This is a genomic window from Variovorax sp. KBW07 (genome assembly GCF_003852515.1).
Lineage (GTDB): Bacteria > Pseudomonadota > Gammaproteobacteria > Burkholderiales > Burkholderiaceae_C > Variovorax.
The window spans coordinates 13985-33824 of sequence record NZ_QAJK01000129.1; the positions used below are offsets into that span (position 1 = coordinate 13985).

Annotated in this window: 18 protein-coding genes; 3 read left to right on the forward strand and 15 right to left on the reverse strand. The window is 67.5% G+C overall.

Annotation, left to right across the window (positions count from 1 at the left end; genetic code table 11):
• Positions 1–39: 39 nt before the first annotated feature.
• The 14 genes from DBV14_RS24270 to sctV form a co-directional block, all read right to left on the reverse strand.
• Positions 40–3855: a hypothetical protein gene (locus DBV14_RS24270; protein WP_124462912.1), complete on the reverse strand. Its 3816-nt coding sequence runs from the start codon at positions 3853–3855 to the stop codon at positions 40–42.
• Positions 3856–3972: 117 nt separating this feature from the next.
• Positions 3973–5004, reverse strand: coding sequence for an EscU/YscU/HrcU family type III secretion system export apparatus switch protein (locus DBV14_RS24275; protein WP_124462914.1), 1032 nt, complete (start codon positions 5002–5004; stop codon positions 3973–3975).
• A gap of 9 nt (positions 5005–5013) precedes the next feature.
• Entirely contained in the window at positions 5014–5796 is a 783-nt protein-coding gene (gene sctT, locus DBV14_RS24280; protein ID WP_124462916.1) for a type III secretion system export apparatus subunit SctT, read from the reverse strand.
• Positions 5797–5817: 21 nt separating this feature from the next.
• Positions 5818–6306 carry a serine kinase gene (locus tag DBV14_RS24285; RefSeq protein ID WP_124462918.1) on the reverse strand — a complete coding sequence of 163 codons (489 nt, stop codon included), beginning with the start codon at positions 6304–6306 and terminating at the stop codon, positions 5818–5820.
• The gene (locus DBV14_RS24290) at positions 6303–7649 is read right to left on the reverse strand and encodes a FliI/YscN family ATPase (RefSeq protein ID WP_124462920.1); all 1347 of its coding nucleotides are present in this window, start codon (positions 7647–7649) and stop codon (positions 6303–6305) included. Before DBV14_RS24290 ends, DBV14_RS24285 begins: the two co-directional genes overlap by 4 nt.
• Positions 7646–8284, reverse strand: a complete 639-nt coding sequence (sctL, locus tag DBV14_RS24295) for a type III secretion system stator protein SctL (protein ID WP_124462921.1) — start codon at positions 8282–8284, stop codon at positions 7646–7648. Before sctL ends, DBV14_RS24290 begins: the two co-directional genes overlap by 4 nt.
• Positions 8266–8967, reverse strand: coding sequence for a SctK family type III secretion system sorting platform protein (locus DBV14_RS24300; protein WP_124462922.1), 702 nt, complete (start codon positions 8965–8967; stop codon positions 8266–8268). The genes sctL and DBV14_RS24300 overlap by 19 nt, the downstream gene beginning before the upstream one ends.
• 6 nt (positions 8968–8973) lie before the next feature.
• Positions 8974–9783, reverse strand: coding sequence for a type III secretion system inner membrane ring lipoprotein SctJ (sctJ, locus tag DBV14_RS24305; RefSeq protein WP_260397207.1), 810 nt, complete (start codon positions 9781–9783; stop codon positions 8974–8976).
• Positions 9784–9790: 7 nt separating this feature from the next.
• Positions 9791–10204: a hypothetical protein gene (locus DBV14_RS24310; RefSeq protein WP_124462924.1), complete on the reverse strand. Its 414-nt coding sequence runs from the start codon at positions 10202–10204 to the stop codon at positions 9791–9793.
• Between the two features lie 59 nt (positions 10205–10263).
• Positions 10264–10470 carry a hypothetical protein gene (locus DBV14_RS24315; RefSeq protein ID WP_021004014.1) on the reverse strand — a complete coding sequence of 69 codons (207 nt, stop codon included), beginning with the start codon at positions 10468–10470 and terminating at the stop codon, positions 10264–10266.
• A 149-nt stretch (positions 10471–10619) separates the two neighbouring features.
• The gene (locus DBV14_RS24320; protein ID WP_260397208.1) at positions 10620–11795 is read right to left on the reverse strand and encodes an FHA domain-containing protein; all 1176 of its coding nucleotides are present in this window, start codon (positions 11793–11795) and stop codon (positions 10620–10622) included.
• Positions 11796–11797: 2 nt separating this feature from the next.
• Complete coding sequence (gene sctC, locus DBV14_RS24325) at positions 11798–13579, reverse strand: type III secretion system outer membrane ring subunit SctC (RefSeq protein ID WP_260397209.1); 1782 nt, start codon at positions 13577–13579, stop codon at positions 11798–11800.
• Positions 13576–13842, reverse strand: coding sequence for a type III secretion system export apparatus subunit SctS (gene sctS / locus DBV14_RS24330; protein ID WP_124462926.1), 267 nt, complete (start codon positions 13840–13842; stop codon positions 13576–13578). The genes sctC and sctS overlap by 4 nt, the downstream gene beginning before the upstream one ends.
• Before the next feature lie 42 nt (positions 13843–13884).
• Positions 13885–15957: a type III secretion system export apparatus subunit SctV gene (gene sctV / locus DBV14_RS24335; protein WP_124462929.1), complete on the reverse strand. Its 2073-nt coding sequence runs from the start codon at positions 15955–15957 to the stop codon at positions 13885–13887.
• 315 nt (positions 15958–16272) lie between these two features.
• Here sctV and sctQ point away from each other — a divergent pair, with 315 nt between their 5' ends.
• Together sctQ and sctR are read left to right on the forward strand one after the other, a co-directional pair.
• On the forward strand, positions 16273–17388 hold the full coding sequence (sctQ, locus tag DBV14_RS24340; protein ID WP_124462931.1) for a type III secretion system cytoplasmic ring protein SctQ: 1116 nt from the start codon (positions 16273–16275) through the stop codon (positions 17386–17388).
• Between the two features lie 2 nt (positions 17389–17390).
• On the forward strand, positions 17391–18050 hold the full coding sequence (gene sctR / locus DBV14_RS24345; protein WP_124462933.1) for a type III secretion system export apparatus subunit SctR: 660 nt from the start codon (positions 17391–17393) through the stop codon (positions 18048–18050).
• Here sctR and DBV14_RS24350 read toward each other — a convergent pair.
• Positions 18041–18748 carry an FMN-dependent NADH-azoreductase gene (locus DBV14_RS24350; RefSeq protein ID WP_124462935.1) on the reverse strand — a complete coding sequence of 236 codons (708 nt, stop codon included), beginning with the start codon at positions 18746–18748 and terminating at the stop codon, positions 18041–18043. The genes sctR and DBV14_RS24350 overlap by 10 nt on opposite strands.
• A 100-nt stretch (positions 18749–18848) precedes the next feature.
• On the opposite strand from DBV14_RS24350, the gene DBV14_RS24355 reads away from it, so the two are divergent.
• Positions 18849–19793, forward strand: coding sequence for a LysR substrate-binding domain-containing protein (locus DBV14_RS24355; RefSeq protein ID WP_124462937.1), 945 nt, complete (start codon positions 18849–18851; stop codon positions 19791–19793).
• Positions 19794–19840 lie beyond the last annotated feature (47 nt).

The window sequence follows — 19840 nt, forward strand, 5'->3', positions numbered from 1 at the left end:
GCCGGCACAAGCGCCTGTCGGTGCCTGTGCGTGCGTCTTTCAGGCCACGCCCGACGAAGCCGGCTCGCGCCGCTTGCCGTCGAAGGGCCCCGGCGCAAGGATGAGAGGGCTGCTCGTCTGGTTCTTGTCCGACCACTCCTTGACCTGCTTTTCCCAGTCGCCTTCGAGCACGCCCGGCCCCGCGTCCTCCAGATGCTTGAAGAAATCCTGCAGCGACTTGGTGTTCGTCTCGGTCACCGAGGGCTTGGACAACTCGTAGATCAGGAACCCGGCCCCCGTGAGCGCCAGGCCCACGATGAAGAACGGCCCTGAAGCGGCGCTGGCGCCCGCCATGAGTGCACCGAGTTCGGCAAAGCCACCGAGCGTGAAAGAAACCGCCGCCCCCATCTCCACCGCGCCCGCCACCATGAAGCCGACGTTGTTCGTGTTCAGGCCTTCCTTGAAATCCTTGTACGCAAAATAGCCGGTCAGCGGGCCCGCCGCCACGTCGAGCAAGGCGATGGCGCCCTTGATCGGCACCGCGCCATAGCGCAACGCACGCGCGCCGTCGGTGGCTGCCTTGCCCGCTTCGGGCGCGACGTTGAAGCGCCCGAGCACGGCGGCGTCCTTGGCATCCGCGAGCGCGGCGAGTCCGCCCGGGTAGCTCTTGGGCGCTCGCACATAGGTATCGCTGAGCAGGTTGCCGTAGGCCTCGAAACGCGTGGCCGGGCGCGCCGGCCCCGATGTGTGCGTATCGGCGATGCGCTGGCCGATGAAGTCGGCATCCTTGGCGGTGAAGCCCGCGCCCTCCAGCGCATTGGCCACGGCCTTGGCATCCGACATGTCCACATTGACGAGCGCGCTCGATTGCTTGGCGATCGATTGGCCGAGCGGCGTGCCCGCCTGCTCCCCCGTGGCCATGGAAAGAAAGCCGAGCCGGGCGTTGGCATTGGTCTTCAGAGCGTCCGCTTCGACCTGCGTCAGGTTCAGTCCCTTCGCGCCGTTGGCAATCTTCTCGGCAATGCCCGCGTTGTCGTAGTTGACCCCATTGAACAGCACGCGCTTCGGATTCATCTTGTCGGTCAGGGCCTTCTGCACGGCGTCCTTGTCGGAAAGGTTCACGCCCTCCAGCGCAGTGCTCATCTCGCCCATGGTCGGCCGGAACGAGGCCTTGGCCTGGTTGATCACGTCGCGGAACTCGCCCTTGTATTTCATGCCCACCACGTCGGCCAGATGAGTGGAGCCGAACACCTTCGATTCGGCCGCGGCGCCGAACCGCAGGTAATGCTCGCCATAGGAAAGGCCGATGTCCACGTGATTGATTGCCTGCATCCAGGTGTCGGTATCCCCGGCCTTCAGTTTCTGGACGAAGGTCGGGTCTCCGAATTTGTCGTTCGCCACGAAGAGGTTGATCAACCCGGCCGCGCTGGCCCAGCCCCCGCGCTCGTTGATCTCGGCCATCACGCCCAACTTCGCCTTTGCATCGTCCGCGGTGATTTCGCCCGCGTTCTGCTGCCGCTGGATCTCGGTCTCGATCTGCTTTGCGTTGCCGGCATCGCCGCCTTGCGCATCCACCTTCTTCATGACCTTGAACATGTCGCCGAAGGCCTGCCAGTTCTCCGGGCCGCTGCCAACGACCAGGCCGGTCTCGCGAAGTCCCCAACGCATTACCGTGAGGGCTGCGTAGGTGGCGGCCTTGCCGGTGTCGTCGTCGGTTTCGCTTGGCCGGATGCCGCCGTAGGTCTGCTCGAACACGCGGCTGCCGACCTTGTCGGCCGTCTCGGCCGCCAAGCCGGCATCGAAGGCCTGGATATTGAGCAGCCCCTTCTGCACCTCGGTGTTTCGAGCCTCGGGCGGAAGCGAGTCGAGATAGGCAACGTACCCCGGCGAATTCATGTAGTCGGCGTACTGCTGCGCAATCGACTCGCGCGAGAACTTTCCGTCGAGCGAACCATCCACGGCCTTCTTCAGGCTGGCACTGCCCAGCGCGTCGAGCGCGGGGTTGGGCTTGGGCGGTGCCTTGCCGTCCGCAGGCAGCGCAAAACTGATTTCGGTGTCGAGCGTGCCGCGCATCGCGGTGGTGTTCTGCAGCGCCTTCCACGCGTCCACCGCCGATTGCGGCGCGTCCTTGCGCAAGGCCACGTACTGCGGCGGGTTCTTGCTGTAGGCGGCGTTGTACTGGTCGCGCGGGTCGAGCTTGACATCGCGCACCTCGAGGTACGGAGCGGCAGCGGCGGCATATTGCCTGGCTTGCCGGTCGGAAATGCCCAGCAGCTCGTAGCCCTGCCCGATGGCATCGGCGCGCTGCTGCGGCGTCAGGTCCGGGTGGTCGGCGGCCAGTTGCGCGTCCAGCTTTCCGACCGATACGGTGTCGGGTGCCGCGAAGAGGCGGCCTCCGAGAATCGGGGTCTCGGTCGTCCGGCCGGCGTCCTTCTTGAGTTGCGCCACCACCTCCAGGCTCAGGTCCTTGGTGAGCGGGTCCACCACGGGCTGGCTGCCCGGCACGCTCTTTTGCACGTCCGCCAGCCACGGGCCGCCCTTGGCCGCCAGGAACGGAGACTGCGACTGCGGCGCCAGCAACGGTGGCGCCGAACCGGGAACCTGGCTGCTGGCGATCAGCGAGCTGCCCCGGGCCTGGTCGGTCGCCGTGAACGGCAAGCCGTTGCCCTTGGCATAGAGCGGGCTGTCGATGAAGTACTGGGAGCCAGCCCCCGTCCCGTTGCCCTGGCCATAGGCAGGATAGGAATGGCCCTCGCCATGCGTGAGTCCGGCCCACAGCGCATCGCGTTTTCCAGCCGGCGCGGCACCGTTTGGAAAGTACTTCGAAAACTGCGCGTCGAACTGCTTCTGGTAGTCGTCCTCGTACTGCTTCACGAACTCGGGCTTTGCCGTCAGCTCCTTCAGGCCGGCCGCCACCTTGTCCTTGTCGATCACCCCCTCGGTAATCACCTTGGAAGGCATGTCCTTGCGGTAGTTCTCGTCGTCCAGCTTCACCCCCGCCTCGACGGCGCCCTGCGCGCGCACCAGCATGGCAAAGCGATGCCTGTCCGAGCCCTCGGGCGCCTCCGTGTATTGCTTCATCAGCCCGGCCATCGCCGACTCGTGCAGCGTTTTCCCGTCCACGCGAGTGGCGGCCATGTCGGCGGCGGTGGGCAGGTCCGGCTCCGGCGGCTTGGGCACCGCGGGCGCCTGCAGCACGTCGGGCTTCACGCGCAGCCATTCGCTGCCTTCCAGCCCATCGAGGTCGCGCTTGCCGGCGGCGACCGGTGGCGTGTCGGGATTGCTGTTGGCCGTGGCCGGGTCGAACTGGGGATTGAGCGCGAGCAGTTGTTCGCGCGACATGCCGCTGCGGCGTGCGAACTGCTCCAGGCCTTCGCCGGGGCGGACCTGCCCGAACTCGTCGGCGTCGATGGGTTTCGTCATCACCGGCTCGGTCGGCTTTTCGTAGAAATCCACCGAGGCCTGTGCCTGCTTGACCTGCGTCTGCGCATCGCGCGTGGTCTGCGAGGGAGCCGTGGCGCCCTGCTTGGCATCGGCCAGCTTCGACTCCGCAAACGCCTGTTCCTTTTCTTTCAGCACGGCCTTGGCCTGTAGCTTGGCAGCCTCCTGCTCCTTGGTCTTGGCCGTGTCTTCCAGTTGCTTCGCGTTGTCCTGGTCGGCCTGGTTGCTGCTGGCCTTGGCCTTGGCGGCCGCTTCCTCGGCGGCCTTGCGGGCAGCTTCCGCGGCCTTGCGCGCTTCTTCGGCCTTGCGGCGCGCCTCTTCGGCCTGGCGCCGGGCCTCTTCAGCGGCGCGGCGCGCCGCGTCCTCGGCCGCCCTCAGTGCGGCGGCGTCGTTGGGGGCCTGGGCGGCCTGGCCTGCGGATACGGGTGCTGTCATGGTTTGAACTCCTTTGAATGAAAGGGCTCCCGGGCACGCATGGCGACCGGGTTCGTGGAACACACAAAACTGGGGCAAGGCCCTGCGCACGGAACTGCGAGTGGCGTGGAGGCGGCGTCATGCATCGCCCTGCGCCCATCGAAGAAGCCGGGCCACCGGCGCATACAACGACCTTGGAATTGGCTGGTCCACAGGCACCTCGGCATAGATGCGCTCGGCCAGCGACGGCTCGAACTCCATCGGCACCAGCCCTTCCCCGGCAAAGCGCCGGATCTGCGCGGCGACCTCGCCCTCGCCTCGCGCGATCACGCGCGGCAGGTCGGTCTCGCCGAGGTACTGCAGGGCGACGGCCGTGCGGGCCGAGTGGATCACCGCCGAGGCCATGCGCACGCGGTCGCCCAGGCTGGCGTACACCGCCTCGAAGTGGGCGGAGCGGCGGCGCGACTGGTTGACGGGGTCGCCCTCCACTTCCTTGTATTCCTGGCGGATGTCGTCGATCGACATGCGCTGCTGCTTGATGAACTCGAAGTGCTCGTGGGCGTAGTCCACCGCCGCCATCAACGCATAGATGACCACGGCCCAGCCGAAGGCCACGAGCACCATGTGGGCGGCGGCGGTCATGATGGCGGCCGGATTGGCGTAGCCCAGCTTGAGCGATGTGTCGACAAAGCCGCGCACCACCACGAACATCAGGCCCGCGAGCAGCGCGGTCTTCACGCTCATCTTCAGCAGGTTGATGAGGTTGCGGATGGAAAAGATGCGCTGCAGGCCCTGCGCCGGGTTCATGTGGCTCACGTCGGGCTTCAGGCGTTCCCACGCGGCCACGCCGCCGACCTGGGCCAGCGAACCGGCGATGCCGGCCACGGCCGCGATGCCCATGATGGGCAGCGTGCCCCACAGCAGCGCCTCGCCGGTGTGCAGCAGCAGTTCGCCGAAACGGTCGTCGGGCCGCGTCAGCAGGCTGGCGCTGGTGGCATGCAGCCACAGCTCGCGCAGCAGGCTGTAGATGGCGCCGCCGCCCAGCCACATGCAGACCACGACCACGGCAAACACGGTGGTCGAGGCCACGTCGGTGCTGAACACCACTTCGCCCCGCTTGCGCGCATCGCGCAGGCGCTTGGGGGTCGGGTCCTGGTCTTTCTCGGCCATGGCGCCGGGCTACAGGGTGGCCCGCAGGAAGTCGAGCACACCGTTCTCGGGCCGCAGGAATTCCTGCAGCGACTCGTACACGAAGAACACGAACAGCAGCATCATCAGGTGCGCCAGCAGGCTCTTCAGCGGCTGCGAGAACACGAACACGTTGAGCTGCGGCGCCACCCGGCTGATGAGGCCCATGCCCAGTTCGACCAGCAGCAGCACGACCACCACAGGCGATGCAAGCTTGACGATCCACAGGAACAGCGTGTCGCCCTGGCGAATGGCGAACTGCTCGATCACCAGGCCCAGGTTCGGAAAGAACGAGGCCACGGGCCACAGCCGGTACGAGTCGACGATCACCCCGAGCATGGCGAGCAGCCCGCCGGCCGACACGAAAAGCGTGATGACCATCCAGCCGAGAAACTCGCCCGTGGGGCCGTTCTCGTGGCCCGCCACGGGGTCGAAGAACGATGCGTTGCTGGAGCCGGTCTGAAAGTCGATCAGGTCGCCCACGCTCTGCACCGCCCAGATGAAGATGCCGAAGCCCAGGCCCAGCATGAGGCCGATGAAGGCCTCCTTGCCGGCAATGAGCACCCAGGTGCCGATGGAGGCAATGGGCATGTCGCCGGCCACCGGCGACATGAAGAGCGCCAGCAGCAACAGCAGGCCGTTGCGCACGGTGCCGGTGATCATGCCGCCCGACAGAAAAGGCACGACCGCGAAGATCGCGAACAGGCGTGGCAGCGTGAGCACCACCGACGAGAAGAACCTCTCGATGCTGGCCAGTTCGATGGTGGAGTCCATGGGCAACGGGCTTTCCCTGGTCTAGGCCGGACGCCGCGCGGCCCAGGCCTGCGACGCGGTTTCCTCGGCCGTTTCGTCGAGCCGAAGCTCCTGCACGCGCAGTTGCTCGCCGCGCGCGCGCTGCTGCATCTGCTGCGCCTTCTCGACGTCGCCGCTGGCGGCGCGCAGCTTCTGGCGGCTGGCATCGAGCGTCTGCTCGCGCTGCGCGTGGGCTTGCCCGGCTTGCGCCGCGAACTGCCCGGCCCGGGCAATCTGCGCATCGAGCGCACCGCTCCACGCCCCCGCATGCCGCAGTTGCGCGACGCTGCAATCCCCGTGCGACAGCGCGCCAACGGTCGCTTGCCAGTGCGAGGTTTTCTTCTGCTCCTGGTGCTGTTGCCACGCCCGCGCAAGCTGCAATTGCAGATGGCTCTGCTCGGCGGCCGCGCGGTCGCGCACGACAACGCCCATGGCTACGGTCTTCTGGCGCTCGCGCACGCCGACCAGCGTCTTCCAGTCGATGCCGCTCATCGCGCCGCCCCCGCACGTTCGCCGAAGTGCTGCAAGGCCGCGACCGACTGCGCGTAAGGCAGGCTCGTGCCCGACGGCTGCGACAGGAAGTCGAGCATCGCGGGCCGCGCGCGGATCGCCTCGTCGGCCAGTGCATCGGCGCCCGGCTTGTACTCTCCGATCTGCACCAGCAGCTCCATCTCCTGGTACTTGGCGAGCAGGCTGCGAAAGTGCGCGGCCGCCGCGCCGTGCTCGCGCGAGGTGACCAGCGGCATGACGCGGCTGATGCTCGCCAGCACGTCGATGGCCGGATAGCGGTTGGCCGCCGCGAACTTGCGCGACAGCACAATGTGGCCGTCGAGGATGGAGCGCACCTCTTCGGCAATGGGATCGTTCTCTTCGTCGCCCTCGGTCAGCACCGAATACACGGCCGTGATGGAGCCCGTCTTGCCCTGCCCCGCGCGCTCCAGCAGTTGCGGCAGCATCGAGAAGATCGACGGCGGGTAGCTGCGCCGCGTGGGCGGCTCGCCGCTGGCAAGGCCGATCTCGCGCTGTGCGCGCGCAAAGCGCGTGAGCGAGTCGACCAGCAGCAGCACCTTCTTGCCCTGGTCGCGAAAGTGCTCGGCAATGGTGGTTGCCACATAGGCCGACTTGATGCGGTCCATGGGCGGGCGGTCGGAGGTGGAGACCACCATCACCGTCTTCGCCAGCCCTTCGGCGCCGAGGTTGTGCTCGATGAATTCCTTCACCTCGCGCCCGCGTTCGCCGATCAGCGCAATCACGTTCACGTCGGCCGTGGAGCCGCGCGCCAGCATGCCGAGCAAGGTGCTCTTGCCGACGCCGGGCGGCGCGAACACGCCGACGCGCTGGCCTTCGCCCAGCGTCAGCAGGCTGTCGAGGGCGCGGATGCCGGTGGGCAGAGGCGCGTCGATCATGCGGCGCGCCAGCGGGCTCACCGGCTCGCGGTGCACCGGCAGCTGCATGTGCGTCTTGAGCGGGCCGCGCTCGTCGATGGGCTGGCCCAGCGCATCGAGCACGCGGCCCAGCAGGCTGGCGCCGACCGGGCAAACGTGGCCGCGCCCGGTCGGCAGCACCTCGGTCAGCGCCGAGATGCCCGTGATCGGGCCGAGCGGCGTGAGGATGGCCGTGTTGTTGCGAAAGCCCACCACCTCCGCCAGCAGCGGCGGCTCGCCCGGCGTGACCAGTTCGCACAGCTCGCCCACATGGGCCTGGATGCCCGAAGCATCGATCAGCATGCCGACCGCCTTGCTGACCCGCCCGCGCATCGCCACCGGCGTGATGCGGCCGAAGGCTTGCTCCAGGTCGGCAACGATGCCGCGCGCCCCATCGGACACCGGGTTCATCGACTGTCTCCGGCAGGTTCGCCGATGCCGCTGCGCTCCACCGCGCGGCGAAAGGCTTCCAGCTGCGCATCGACGCCGATCTCCAGCACGCCGGACGCCGTCTGCACCACGCAGGCGCCGGCGGGCAGTGCCGCATCGGCCACAAGGCTCACGGTCGTGGTCCAGTGGGCCTCGGTGCGCAGCCGCGCCAGCACCTCGCGCACCGTGGCCTCCTGCGCATGCGCCACGCGCACGGTGATGAAAGGCTCGTTGCGGATCAGCGTGTCGACGCGCAGCAATGCAGACTCGAACAGTGCGGCGGGGTCCGCCTTGGCAATGAACAGGCCCACGGCCTTGACGACGATCTGCGCCATGGACGCGCGCAAGGCGTGCAGCTGCCGCTCGGCGGCCATGGTGTCGGTGACCAGTTGCGTCGCGTACTCGGCCTTGGCGCGTTGCAGGCCTTCTTCGTAGCCCTGCTTGCGGCTGGCTTCGGCGTCCTGCGTGGCCTGCTGCACGATGCGACGGGCCTCGCGCCGCGCGGTCTCGACCACGGCGGAGGCATCGAGCAGCGCCGCGTACTCGTTTTCCTTCAGGACCTTGCGCTCGCTCAGGAGCTGCAGGTTCTCGGTGGTGATCAGAAAAGCCAATCCCATTGGGGCAGTCTTTCGGGAACGATGCACGAGAGCATCAATTCATTGAGTTGCTGGACCTGGTGGCGCTGCAGAAGCGGCACGCCAAGATTCGAGATACGGCGCGGCAGCTTGTATCGCAGGCGCCGAAGTACTGCGTCGCCTTCGCCGGCAACCGCGCCCAGCAGCAGGCGGTAGCCGCGATCGACGACCACCCGGCCGGTGGCAACGGGCCGCTGCAGCAGCGTGGCGTTGTCCATGTGCAGCTCGGTGAGCTCCGGCACGCGGTCGAGCACGAAATTCACCGCGTCCACGTCGAAGCGCCGGGCCTGGCGGCGAATCTGCACGCCGGCGCCGCCGCGCAGCCTGAAGAGCGGCAGGTGCACGCAAAGGCCCAGGTAGACGGCGAGCCGGCGCAACGCGGCGGCATCGAGCAGCACCACGCGCTTCAGGCGTGCATCGAAGTTGTAGTCGCCGGCGCCGCCGGGCGGCAACTTCCCGTGCCGCAACTGGTTGGCGAGCACCACGCGCCCAGCCTCCCCCAGCCGCGACGGCGTGCGGTGGCGGGCCGGCCAGTTGGCGGGCAGCCAGCTCGGGTGCAGGTCGATCTCGGGGTGCAGGTTGAAGCGCATCACCAGGCGCACGAGGTCCATGGGGCCAGGCGCGGCCTGCGGCAGGCCCGCTGCAGCGGCGTTCAATGCAGCCATGCCGGGTCAGCGCCTGAACACCTGGCGGCGCATCCAGCCGCGCCATTCCAGCCCCTGCCTGCGAAGCAGCGTGGGCAGCACCATCAGGCAGACGGCGGCCAGCAGCAGCAGGCCCAGCAGCACCATGGCGGTGGAAGTCGAGAACAGGCCAAGCACCATCGGCTGGCCTTTGGTGCCCACGCCGGCCGTCGCGCCCGCAACCGCGGGCCTGCGCGCCTCGAACATCGACAGCGACACCTGGTCGTGCGTGAGGCCCTCGATGCTGTGCGCCACCATGTCCTTCACGGCCGGCGCCAGCAGGCGGATGTCCACGTCGGGCCGGTACTTGATGAACACCGCGGCCGACGACGGCCTGATCTTCTCGCTCAACGGGTCATTGGCCGGAATGACCACGTGCACGCGCGCGGACACCACGCCGTCGATATGGCGCAGCGTCTGCGACAGCTCCTGCGACACGGCATGGATGTAGCGCATGCGTTCTTCGGAGGGCGTGGACACCAGGCCCTGCTTCTGGAACACCTCGCCCATGGTGGCGAAGCGTTCGTTCGGCAGGCCTTGGGCGCGCAGCACGTCGAGCGCCAGGCCCATGCGGCTTTCGTCCACCTCGACCTGCCAGTTGCTGCCTTCCACGCGGCTCTTGCCCGCGTCGATGCCTTCGGCCGACAGCGCGGCGACGATCTCGTTGGCCTCCTGCTCGTTGAGGTTGGAATACAGGCCGACCTTGCAGCCGCCCAATGCAAGCAGCAAGGCCAGCGCCGCGAGCCAGTGGCCACGGCGCGAAATGAACAAGGGGATGCGCAACGCGATGGGTTTCACGGCATCCTCATTGCTGGTTTTTCAGCAGGGTGCCGAACAGGCTGGTGGCGGCGCTCGCCAGGCCCGTGGAGATGTGCATCTTCGCGAACATCATGTGGGCTTCCATCGAGTGGTCGGTCATCGCGAACATGGTCTTGATGGGGTCGGACATGTCGATCGACTCGAGCATGCTGTGGCGCATCTCCTCGTAGGAGCGCACGTTGCCCGAGAACTGCGCCGCGAGCGCTTTGGCGGCGTCGCCCAGCGCGCTGGGAGCCGCCAGCGACGACGGCGGCGCCTGCACGCCCTGCATCATGTTGGCGAACATCCGGGTCTCACCCGGATCGAAGCGCGAAGCGGCGCCGGCCTGCTGCTGCGCGGCGGGCCCGGACACCTCGGCCGGCGGCGCGCCCGCTGCAACCAGCGCGGTGGGATCGGTCATGGTTCACCTCCTGGAGAAAAAAAGGCCGCGCGATACCCCGGGGCACCGCGCGGACCTGCTTACGAGGACTTGGCCGACTGGCGGATGTCGTTGCCGGTGGACTTGGCCACTTCGCCGCCGGCGGCGCTTGCGCCATTGACCGTGTGCGCGGTGGAGGCCGCGCCCTGGATGCTGGTGGAAGCGGCCATGCTGGCCGACATCAGCCGGGCGTTGTCGGCCGCGGCCTGGTTCATTTGCTGGATAGAGCTGTCAACTGCGCCTGCCATGTGGATCTCCTGGTCAAGATGGATGATTTACAAGGGTTGAAGCGCTTCGTCCCGGCGGGACGAAGCCATTCCACGCGGCGTGCGGATGCATCGCCACATGAAATCCGGGGTGCGCGCGAAGGGAGCGGTGACCGTGGCCATGCACTCATTCACCTCGCGCGCCTGTTGTTGTTGCCGTCGGACACGCCGCCGCTCAGGACCAGTCCGTCGGCGTCGATGCGCTTGAGCTCGGCGCCCGAGCGCAACACCGAGCCTTCGTAGTAGCGATTGCCGTTCGACAGCTGGATATGGCGCAGGCCATTGCCGTCCTCGGTGATGCTCACCATGCGCGCCGGCAGCACGTTCTGCCAGCTGTCCCACTGCGCGCGCATGTCGGTGTCTTTCGTGTCCGTGGCGGGCTTCTCGCGGTAATGCACCTTGTCCGACACCAGCACCGACGGGTGCAGGTCTTCGCTCAGGCGCCGGATCTTCTGGCGCACGGCCGCGTCTTCCACCGTGCCTGTGAGCACCAGCCGGCCCTGCCCCGTGTAGGTGACGGCCACGCCGGGGTCGGCCACGTAGCGGCGCGCCTGCTCGACCATGTCTTCGGCCGAATGCACGTTGACGCTGACCTTGCTGCCGAAAGGCGCCATGGCCTGCTGCAAAGTCTGCCGGCGCTGCTTCGATTCGACGTAGCCCTTCACGCTGAACAGTCCGCCTTGCGCGGCCACCACCTCGACTTCCGGGAAGGGCATCAGCGCCTTTTCCACCTCGGCCAGGTTCACGCTGGTGCCGGCCCGCGCACCGGCACCCGCATCGCCCAGTGACACGGCGGCCAGCCCGATCACCGCCAGCAACGCAACCACGCCCGCGGCCCAGTAGCCGATGCGCCGCGACGAAGGCATGGGCTCGCGCACCTGCTCGCTGCCGCCAGTCCTCGCCTCCTGGGCCGGGGCAAACATGCGGTCTTCGCGCGCGTTGGCGGGGTAGCTTCGATCGAGCTGGAAATCGATCTGCCCCAGGCTGACGACATCGCCCACCACCACGCTCTTGCGCGGCTGCTGCATGTCTTCGCCGTTCAGGCGCGCCGAGGCGGTGCCCAGGCGCTGCATCGACACCACCAGTTCGCCGACGGTAAACGCCAGGTGGCGCGGCAGCACGTCGCCACCGGGCAGCATCACCTCGCAATCGCCGCCCGAGCCCAGGACATTGAGCCCGGGCTTGAGCGCGATGGTGCGGCCCTTCACCGCGCCGCTCAGGAAGCGCAGGCACCAGCCCGCGCCCAGCGCCGGCTCGGCCTGCGGAGCGGCAGCGTCGTCGTCGAAGGCAATGTCGCGATCGTGCACGCTCAGCTCCCCACTTCCGGCAAGGGCAACCGGGGCACGTTCGCCGTGGAGCCGGGCAGCACGAGGCGCGGCGTCAACAGGTAGAAGCGCTCCATGTTGACCTGCTTCCTGTCGTTGTACTTGAACAGATTGCCGACGCCGGGAATGTCCTTCAGCACCGGAACGCCCGAGGTGGCCGCGCTCTTTTCTTCCGACGAATAGCCGGCGATCAACAGGCTCGCGCCCTCGTCCACCAGCGCCTGCGTGTTGACGGTGCGGCGCCGCACGATCGGGATCTTGTCGACCGACTGGGCACTCAGGTCGCCGTCGACGATGTCGATGGACATCATCACGGCGCGGCTGCCCTTCTCGTCGATCACCAGCGGCGTCACGCGCACGGCGGTGCCGGCGGTCACGCTGAAGAGGCCCGCGTCCTGGAAGCCATCGACGCGCACGTAGAACTCGCTGAGGTTCTCCAGCACCGCTTCGGTGTTGTCCAGCGTCATCACCTTCGGACGGGCCACGAAATTGGCATTGCCGCTGGTGGCCAGCGCGGTCACGCGGGCCAGCAGGTAGTTGCGCGCGCTGTTGCCGATGGCGGCGGTGAACATGCCGCCCAGCGGCGTGAGCGGATTGCCCGAACCGTCGGAGCCGCCGACCTGCCCCGCCTCGCTGCCGGTGCCGCCCCAGGTCATCTGCCCGCGGTCGCCGCGGCCGATCTGCAGGTCGCCGTGCCGGCCGTGCAGCCGCCAGTCGATGCCCAGGCTGCTCAGCGTGTCGGAGCTGATGTCCATGATCGTGACCTCGATCTCGACCAGCCGCGGCTTCACGTCCATCGCCTCGATCAACCGGGTGTACTGCGCCATGCGGTCGGGCATGTCGCGCACCAGCACCGCGTTCATGCGGGTGTCGGCCTGGAACTGCGGCAGCTCGCTGCCCATGGACGGCCCCGCAAGGCCACTGCCGCCGGTTTCGGCACTGGGGGTCATGCCGGCCATTTCGATCTTGGGCGCGGTGATGGTCTCGCCGCTGCGCAGCTTGATCTGCCGGTTGGCACCGACCGAGAACGGCGCGCTCGGCGCGCGGCCACTGCTGCCGCCCGACGCGTTGCCGGCGCGGCCGTACAGGCTGCGCAGCACGTTGGCCACACCGGGAATCACGGTCTCCTTGCCGGAGCGGTTGATCTTGAAGTCCGAGGCCCAGGCGTACTTGAGCGGGAACAGCCGGATTTCCGCGCCCTCGGCCAGCGCGGTGCGCTGGTCCGCCAGCTTCACGGCCTGGCGCACCATTTCGACATAGCGGCGCGGACCGGTCACGTACACGCTGGCGTCGCGCTCGCTGATGCTCAGCGGGTAGCGTTCGTCGGAGATGTGCAGGCGCACCAGCGTCTCGGCAATGCGCCCCGCGTTCTCGGCGGCGATGGGCAACACCTCGCTCCTGGCGTCGGCCGCCAGGTCGATGAACAGGAACGCGCCATCGAAGTACCACGTCAGCCCGTTGACCGAGCACACGCTGTTCAGGATGCCCAGCGCCGGCCCGGCGAACTTGCCGCTGATGACGCCGGCCACCTTGGGATCGATTACCGCCGTGACGTTCTGCGACGACGCCAGCTCGCGCAGGAAGTCGGGCAAGGGTTTCTCGTTGGCAACGATCTGGAACGGGCGGTTGTTCCAGCGCAACTCGGCCGCCTGGCTGTGCGAGTGCGCGGCCAGCAGCATCAGCGCGGCCCAGCCGAATAGCAGGAAGGCCCGCTGGCGAAACAGAAGGTGCAGGCGCGCGGCAATCATGGTGGCGAAGGCCGTCACGGCAGCGAGCTGAGCGTTTGCAGGGCGCGCTCGGCGAAGCGCATCACGTCGCGCCCCAGCCAGCCCGCCGTGGCAATGATCGCCACCATCACCGCGATCAGCCGGATCGACTGGCCGATGCTCTGGTCCTGCACCTGCGTCACGGCCTGCAGCACCGCCACGACGAGTGCGGTGAGCGTGGCCACCACCACCACCGGCAACGAAATCCACAGCACCAGGAGCAGGCCCTCGCGCGTGATGTCCAGGATGTTCTGCGGTGTCATGGTTTTTCTTGTGGTGCGCCCCGGAGAGCAATTGGATGTTCATCAATGGGCTTGCGGATTGGTGACCCAGCCCACCGGCTGAAGGGCCACGTCTTCATCGACTTCCTGGTAGGACAACACGGGCAGCAACGGCGCCACCGGCTCGATCAGCGTCTTGATATAGCGGCGCACGTCCGACGAGGCGATGGCCACCACGCGCGTCGCGGCCGAACCTAGGATGCGGCGCACCTGTTCGCGGATGTCTTGCGTGACGGCCGGACTCAGCAGCAGCAGGTTGCCGCGCGGCGAACGCTCGATGGCGTTCTGCACGCGCTCCAGCAGGCTCGACTCGAACAATATGGCCTCCAGTTGCCGGTTCGGGCCCACGTAGCGGCTGGTGATGTAGCGCCCGAGATCGATGCGCACCAGCTCGGTCAACGCAATCGCGTCCTGCTCTTTCGGCGCCCAGATGGCGAGGCACTCGAAGATGGCGTGCAGGTTGCGGATGGGAATGCCTTCTTGCAGCAGCCGGCGCAGCACCTCGGCGATGCGCTGGCCCGAGGCCACGCGCGACACTTCGGCCGCAAGCTCGGGCGCATCGCGCTGCACCGAATGAAGCAGGCGCTGCACTTCCTGCAGGCCGATCAGGTCGCGCACGTTGCGCCGCACCGCGTCGTCCAGGTGAAGGCCCACCACCTCTTCGTTGTTCCAGCTCTTGAAGCCGGCCTCTTCGCCCGGCACCCACACCACGCGAGGGAATGGGCCGAAGGGCTCGGCCACTTCGGCGCCCACGGGCGGCGCGGCGGCCTCGGCGGGGTCGAGCATTCGCCAGCCCGGCCTGAGCGTGCCCTGGGACACCGCGACGTCGTGCACCAGCACCTGGTAGCCGTGCTCGGCCATGCCGTCCGCATAGGCCAGCTGCAGGCGCGGGAACACCGGGCCCAGGTCGGACTCGACCGCGGTCTTCACCGTGGCCAGCTGCTGGTCGAGGGCATGGCGGTCGACGCCGCCACGCAGCCCGTTCGACAGGCGTACCGCCAGCGGTGCGGCAATGGCGTGGTCGCCTTCGGTTTCTTCCGAGGCCACGCCTTCGCGATGCGAGATCCAGCCCGGCGTCTGGTTCTTCTGGCGCAGCATGCGCATCGTGAAGCCCAGCCCCAGCAGCACGGCCGCGAGCAGGCCGAACACCCACTTCGGAAAGCCCGGCACGATGAGAAAGCTCGCCACCGCCAGGCCCGCGATGATCAGAGCGCGTGGATGCGCCATCAGCTGCTGGCCGATCTGGTTGGCAAGCTGCGTGTCGCGGCGGTCGCCGGTGCTCACACGCGTGATGACGATGCCAGCGGCAATAGACACCAGCAGCGAGGGAATCTGCGACACCATGCCGTCGCCCACCGTGAGGATCGCGTAGCGCTGCAGCGCGCCGCCCAGCGTCATCTCGTGCATCAGCGTGCCGATGGCGATGCCCGCAAGAATGTTGACCAGCGCAATGACGATGCTCGCAATGGCGTCGCCCTTGACGAACTTCATGGCGCCATCCATGGCACCGTGCAGCTGGCATTCCTGCTCCAGCACCTGCCGGCGCTTCTGTGCCTGCGCAGAAGACAGCACACCGGCGCGCACGTCGGCGTCGATGCTCATCTGCTTGCCTGGCATCGCATCGAGCGCAAAGCGCGCCGCCACCTCGGCCACGCGCTCCGAGCCCTTGGCGATCACGATGAACTGCACGATGGCGATGATCAGGAACACCACGCCGCCCACCACCACGTTGTTGCCGACGATCAGCTTGCCGAAGGTCTCGATGATGTGGCCCGCATTGGCATGCAGAAGAATCAGCTTGGTCGATGCGATGTTCAGCGCAAGACGAAACAGCGTGGTGAACAGCAGCAACGAAGGAAAGGTCGAGAGCGACAGCGCCGAAGGCACATACATCGCGACGATCAGCAGCACCAGGCTGATGGCCAGGTTGCTGGCAATCAGCAGGTCGAGCAGCGGCGTTGGCAGCGGCAGCACGAACAGCGCAACGATCACCACCAGCAGGCCCGCGAGCAGCAGGTCGTTGTAGCGGCCCGCATTGCCCAGCAGGTCGCGCACACCGCCACGGTAGGTTGGAAGGGATCGCGGGGAACTCGCCATGACGCCTTTGCTTCGCTGTTTTCCTGGAGTTGTGAGCGATGCGTTTCACATCGCGTTGCACTGTTGCCCAACGTGAGAAACGTCACGTGGGGACGGACTCTATTCGTCGCACTCCGTTTACAGCAACCACGAGTATTCGTAGCCAACGGCGTGTGTGGCGCGTGCGGCACTACGTGTTTGCGTACTACCTGCGTGCAGGCCCTCTGGCTAAGCTGCCCGTCCCGATGCGAGCACCCTCGCATTGCCTCAAGCAAGGCATGAAGACAGTGACAAGACGTAGCACCGATCGCATCCGCGAATCGAACGAAAGCATGCATGCCAAACGCGACGGCTGAAGCGGTGACGGAACTCGGCGAGGCACGCGCATTGCCGCGCGCCGATGCCGCGAACGTGCGCGCGCTCAATCGTCTCTACGGTGCGGCACCATGGCCCGACGTGGCTGCGCGCGGCACGCGCTACCGCATCCGCTGGCACCACGACGATGACTCCGGCCACACCATGCGCGAGAGCTATCGCTTCAGGCTGGGCGCGCACACAGGGCGCATGGCAATGAATGCGCCGAGCCTGCAGGCGTTGCTGGGCGAGCGCCGCACCGACCTCCTGCCGCGCGACCTGCGCTACATCCTGCTCGCCGATGCGTTGCACCCGGTGATCGACGCACTCGAAAAGGCGTTGCGCCTTCACTTCGAGTGGCAGCCGTCGGAAGCCGGGGCGCGCGAAACGCACGAGCGGCGCGAGCCCACGCCATTGCTGCATTGCGACCCGGAGCGCGCGGCCTTCTTCGTGGCCACGCCGTCGGATGGTGGCGACGTGCTGCGCGGCTTTGTGCAGTTCGACGATGCCGCCACGCTCGATGCGCTCGTGCCGGCAAGCACTGTCTTGCAGCATCGCCGCGCGCGTGCGGGCCATGTCTTCGATGCGCTGCGCCTGCCCGTGAACTTCTGCCTGGGCAGCACGCCGATCCAGTTGCGCGAGATCGGCAGCATCCGCCCCGGCGACATCGTCGGCATCGAGCAATGGCGCTCTTCGAGCGCCGCGATCGTGGTCACGGCCGAGCTGGGAGGCCCCTCGGGGCTGCATCTCTCGGCCTTTGCCGAGGGCTCGCACATCACCGTTCAGCAATCGAGAGACAGTGCCATGAAGCCAGATACACCCGCCCCCGTGGCCGACGCCGCGGACAACGTCAACCTGCCGATCGACCGGCTCGATGCATTGGAGGTGACGCTGCGCTTCGAGGTAGGCGATCTCTCGCTGACGCTGGGCGAACTGAAGAGCATCCGCGCCGGCCATGTGTTCGACCTGGGCCAGCCGCTCAACCGCAGCCCGGTGCGCATCCTGGCGCACGGCAACGTGCTGGGCAAGGGCTACCTGGTTGCGGTGGGCGACCGCCTGGGCGTGCGCGTCTCGGAGTTCGCACCCGGCGAAGTCTGAGCATGCAAGGCGGACTCCCCGAACCCCTCACGCTCGTCGCGCTGATCGTTGCCTTCGGCGTTGCACCGTTCGTGGCGCTGATGGTGACCAGCTACACCAAGCTGGTCATCGTGTTCGGCCTGCTGCGCACCGCGCTGGGCCTGCAGCAGACGCCGCCGAACATGGTGCTCAACGGCATCGCGATCATCCTGTCGGTCTACATCATGGCGCCGGTGGGCATGGACATCGGCGATGCATTGCGCGGCCGCAACTTCGGCGCCAAGGGCGAAGGGCTCGGCGACATCATGGCGGTGGTCGACGCGGCCAAGGCACCGGTGAAGGAGTTCCTGCAGAAGCACACGCACGAGCGCGAGCGGCAGTTCTTCCTGAAGTCGGCGGCCAACATCTGGCCCAAGGCACGCGCCGAACAGTTGCAGGCCGACGACTTCATGGTGCTGGTGCCGAGCTTCACGCTCAGCGAGCTGACGCGGGCGTTCCAGATCGGCTTCATCATCTACCTGGTGTTCGTGGTGGTCGACCTGATCGTCGCCACCGTGCTGCTGGCACTGGGCATGTCGATGATCTCGCCCACCACCATCTCCCTGCCCTTCAAGCTGCTGCTGTTCGTGATGCTCGATGGCTGGACGCGGCTGGTGCACGGGCTGGTGCTGTCTTACCGCTGATCCCGCGGCGACAACGATGCCGGGCCCATCGTGTCGACAAGGCCGTCCACGCGCTGCTCCGCCAGCCGCATCGATTGCGCCAGCTGTTCGCCACCGAACTCGTCGCACTCCACCGCCGCCTCGAACACGTCGGTGACGCCGATGTAGCCGAAGACCGAGCGCACCGAGTTCTCGACGTGGTTCAGGTGCGCGACGCGTCCGCCGGCGTCGTAGCCGTGGTCGCCGCGCGCGCCGAGCAGCACAAGGCGCTTGCCGGCGTCGGCCAGCATCGGCCAGTACGGCACGGCGCCGCGTGCACGGTCGAAGCCGAAGGTGCGGCCCACGCGCACGATGTTGTCGATGTACGCCTTGAACTGCGCCGGCACGCTGAAGTTGTACATGGGCAGGCCCACCACGATGACGTCGGCGGCGATGAGCTGGTCGACCAGCCGGTCGCTTTCGGCCAGCACGTCGGCCATCCACGGTTCGCGCTCGGCGGGCGCGGTGAACGCGGCATGGATCCAGCGCGCGTCGACGTGCCCGGGCGGCTTCTGGCCTACGTCGAGGTAATCGACGCGGTCGTCGGGCCGCGCCTGGCGCCAGCGTTGGACAAAGCGCGCGGAAAGCCGGCGCGAGTGGGAACCGTGGGGGTCGATGCCGGAGATTCCGGGGCGCGCGCTGGCGTCGATGTGAAGAAGGTTGAGTTTCATGGTCTTGATGAGTGAGTGGGTCTGTTCCGTACCGCGCTGTCAGAATCGCTGCACAGGCCTTGAATCTAGAGACGGCAAAGGCCATTCACAAACGATCATTTCTCTTCACATGGACGAGGCTGGCTCATCTGTCTCCCAAACTCAGCAACCGCCACGACCACCCCGTCGCTTGCCGCCGCTGCTGTCGCTGCGCGCCTTCGAGGCCGCGGCCGCGCACCTGAGCTTTCAGCGCGCGGCGCACGAGCTTTCGGTGACGCCCTCGGCCATCAGCCACCAGGTGCGCGCGCTCGAAGACACGCTGGGCCAGCCGTTGTTCCGGCGCCTGACGCGGCAACTGGCATTGACGCCGGCGGGCCAGCGGCTGTTCGAAGACCTGCGCATGGGCTTCGACGTGCTCGAGGCCGGTGTCGACAAACTGCGCCGCCCTGCCGCATCGCAATCGGTCACGCTCACCACCAACACGGCGTTTGCCGCGCGTTGGGTGTTGCCGCGCATGGTGGCGTTCCGCCAGGCCTGCCCCGGCATCGAGTTGCGGCTGCATGCCAGCGACACGCTGGTGGACCTGGCGCGCGGCGACGCCGACATCGCGGTGCGTTCGGGCCGCGGCAACTGGCCGGGCCTGGTGTCGCGCGAGCTGATGCCGGAGCGCTACGCGCCGCTGTGCAGCCCGATGCTGGGCCTGAAGCGGGTGGCCGACCTGCCGAAGCACCAGCTGATCCATTGCGACTGGCAGCCGCAGGCACTGGCACCGGCGGTGTGGCCGCGCTGGTTCCGCGAGGCCGGTCTTGCCGCACCGAGGGGCCGGGCGATGAAGGCGTCGGGGCTGTCGTTCTCGGACGAGACGCACGCAATACTGGCGGCACTCGGTGGACATGGCGTGGCGTTGTTGAGCCTGACGCTGGCAGCGGAGGAGTTGCGCAACGGGGCACTGGTGCAGCCCTTCGGACCGGCACTGGACACGGGGAGCTACTTTCTTGCGACGGCAAGCGGACGCGAGGACGAGCCCGCAATTCGCGCGGTGTGGGAGTGGATCGCTACGCAGGCGGGGAGTTGAATCGGGTGTGGGGGCGGGTGCGGGTGCATTCTTTGGCTTGTGCGACT

What these genes read in the sequence shown, in the direction of transcription:
- DBV14_RS24270 (WP_124462912.1), bottom strand. Translation starts at nt 3,855, where the DNA reads ATGACAGCACCCGTATCCGCAGGCCAGGCCGCCCAGGCCCCCAACGAC.
- DBV14_RS24275 (WP_124462914.1), bottom strand. Translation starts at nt 5,004, where the DNA reads ATGGCCGAGAAAGACCAGGACCCGACCCCCAAGCGCCTGCGCGATGCG.
- sctT (WP_124462916.1), bottom strand. Translation starts at nt 5,796, where the DNA reads ATGGACTCCACCATCGAACTGGCCAGCATCGAGAGGTTCTTCTCGTCG.
- DBV14_RS24285 (WP_124462918.1), bottom strand. Translation starts at nt 6,306, where the DNA reads ATGAGCGGCATCGACTGGAAGACGCTGGTCGGCGTGCGCGAGCGCCAG.
- DBV14_RS24290 (WP_124462920.1), bottom strand. Translation starts at nt 7,649, where the DNA reads ATGAACCCGGTGTCCGATGGGGCGCGCGGCATCGTTGCCGACCTGGAG.
- sctL (WP_124462921.1), bottom strand. Translation starts at nt 8,284, where the DNA reads ATGGGATTGGCTTTTCTGATCACCACCGAGAACCTGCAGCTCCTGAGC.
- DBV14_RS24300 (WP_124462922.1), bottom strand. Translation starts at nt 8,967, where the DNA reads ATGGCTGCATTGAACGCCGCTGCAGCGGGCCTGCCGCAGGCCGCGCCT.
- DBV14_RS24310 (WP_124462924.1), bottom strand. Translation starts at nt 10,204, where the DNA reads ATGACCGATCCCACCGCGCTGGTTGCAGCGGGCGCGCCGCCGGCCGAG.
- DBV14_RS24315 (WP_021004014.1), bottom strand. Translation starts at nt 10,470, where the DNA reads ATGGCAGGCGCAGTTGACAGCTCTATCCAGCAAATGAACCAGGCCGCG.
- sctS (WP_124462926.1), bottom strand. Translation starts at nt 13,842, where the DNA reads ATGACACCGCAGAACATCCTGGACATCACGCGCGAGGGCCTGCTCCTG.
- sctV (WP_124462929.1), bottom strand. Translation starts at nt 15,957, where the DNA reads ATGGCGAGTTCCCCGCGATCCCTTCCAACCTACCGTGGCGGTGTGCGC.
- sctQ (WP_124462931.1), top strand. Translation starts at nt 16,273, where the DNA reads ATGCCAAACGCGACGGCTGAAGCGGTGACGGAACTCGGCGAGGCACGC.
- sctR (WP_124462933.1), top strand. Translation starts at nt 17,391, where the DNA reads ATGCAAGGCGGACTCCCCGAACCCCTCACGCTCGTCGCGCTGATCGTT.
- DBV14_RS24355 (WP_124462937.1), top strand. Translation starts at nt 18,849, where the DNA reads ATGGACGAGGCTGGCTCATCTGTCTCCCAAACTCAGCAACCGCCACGA.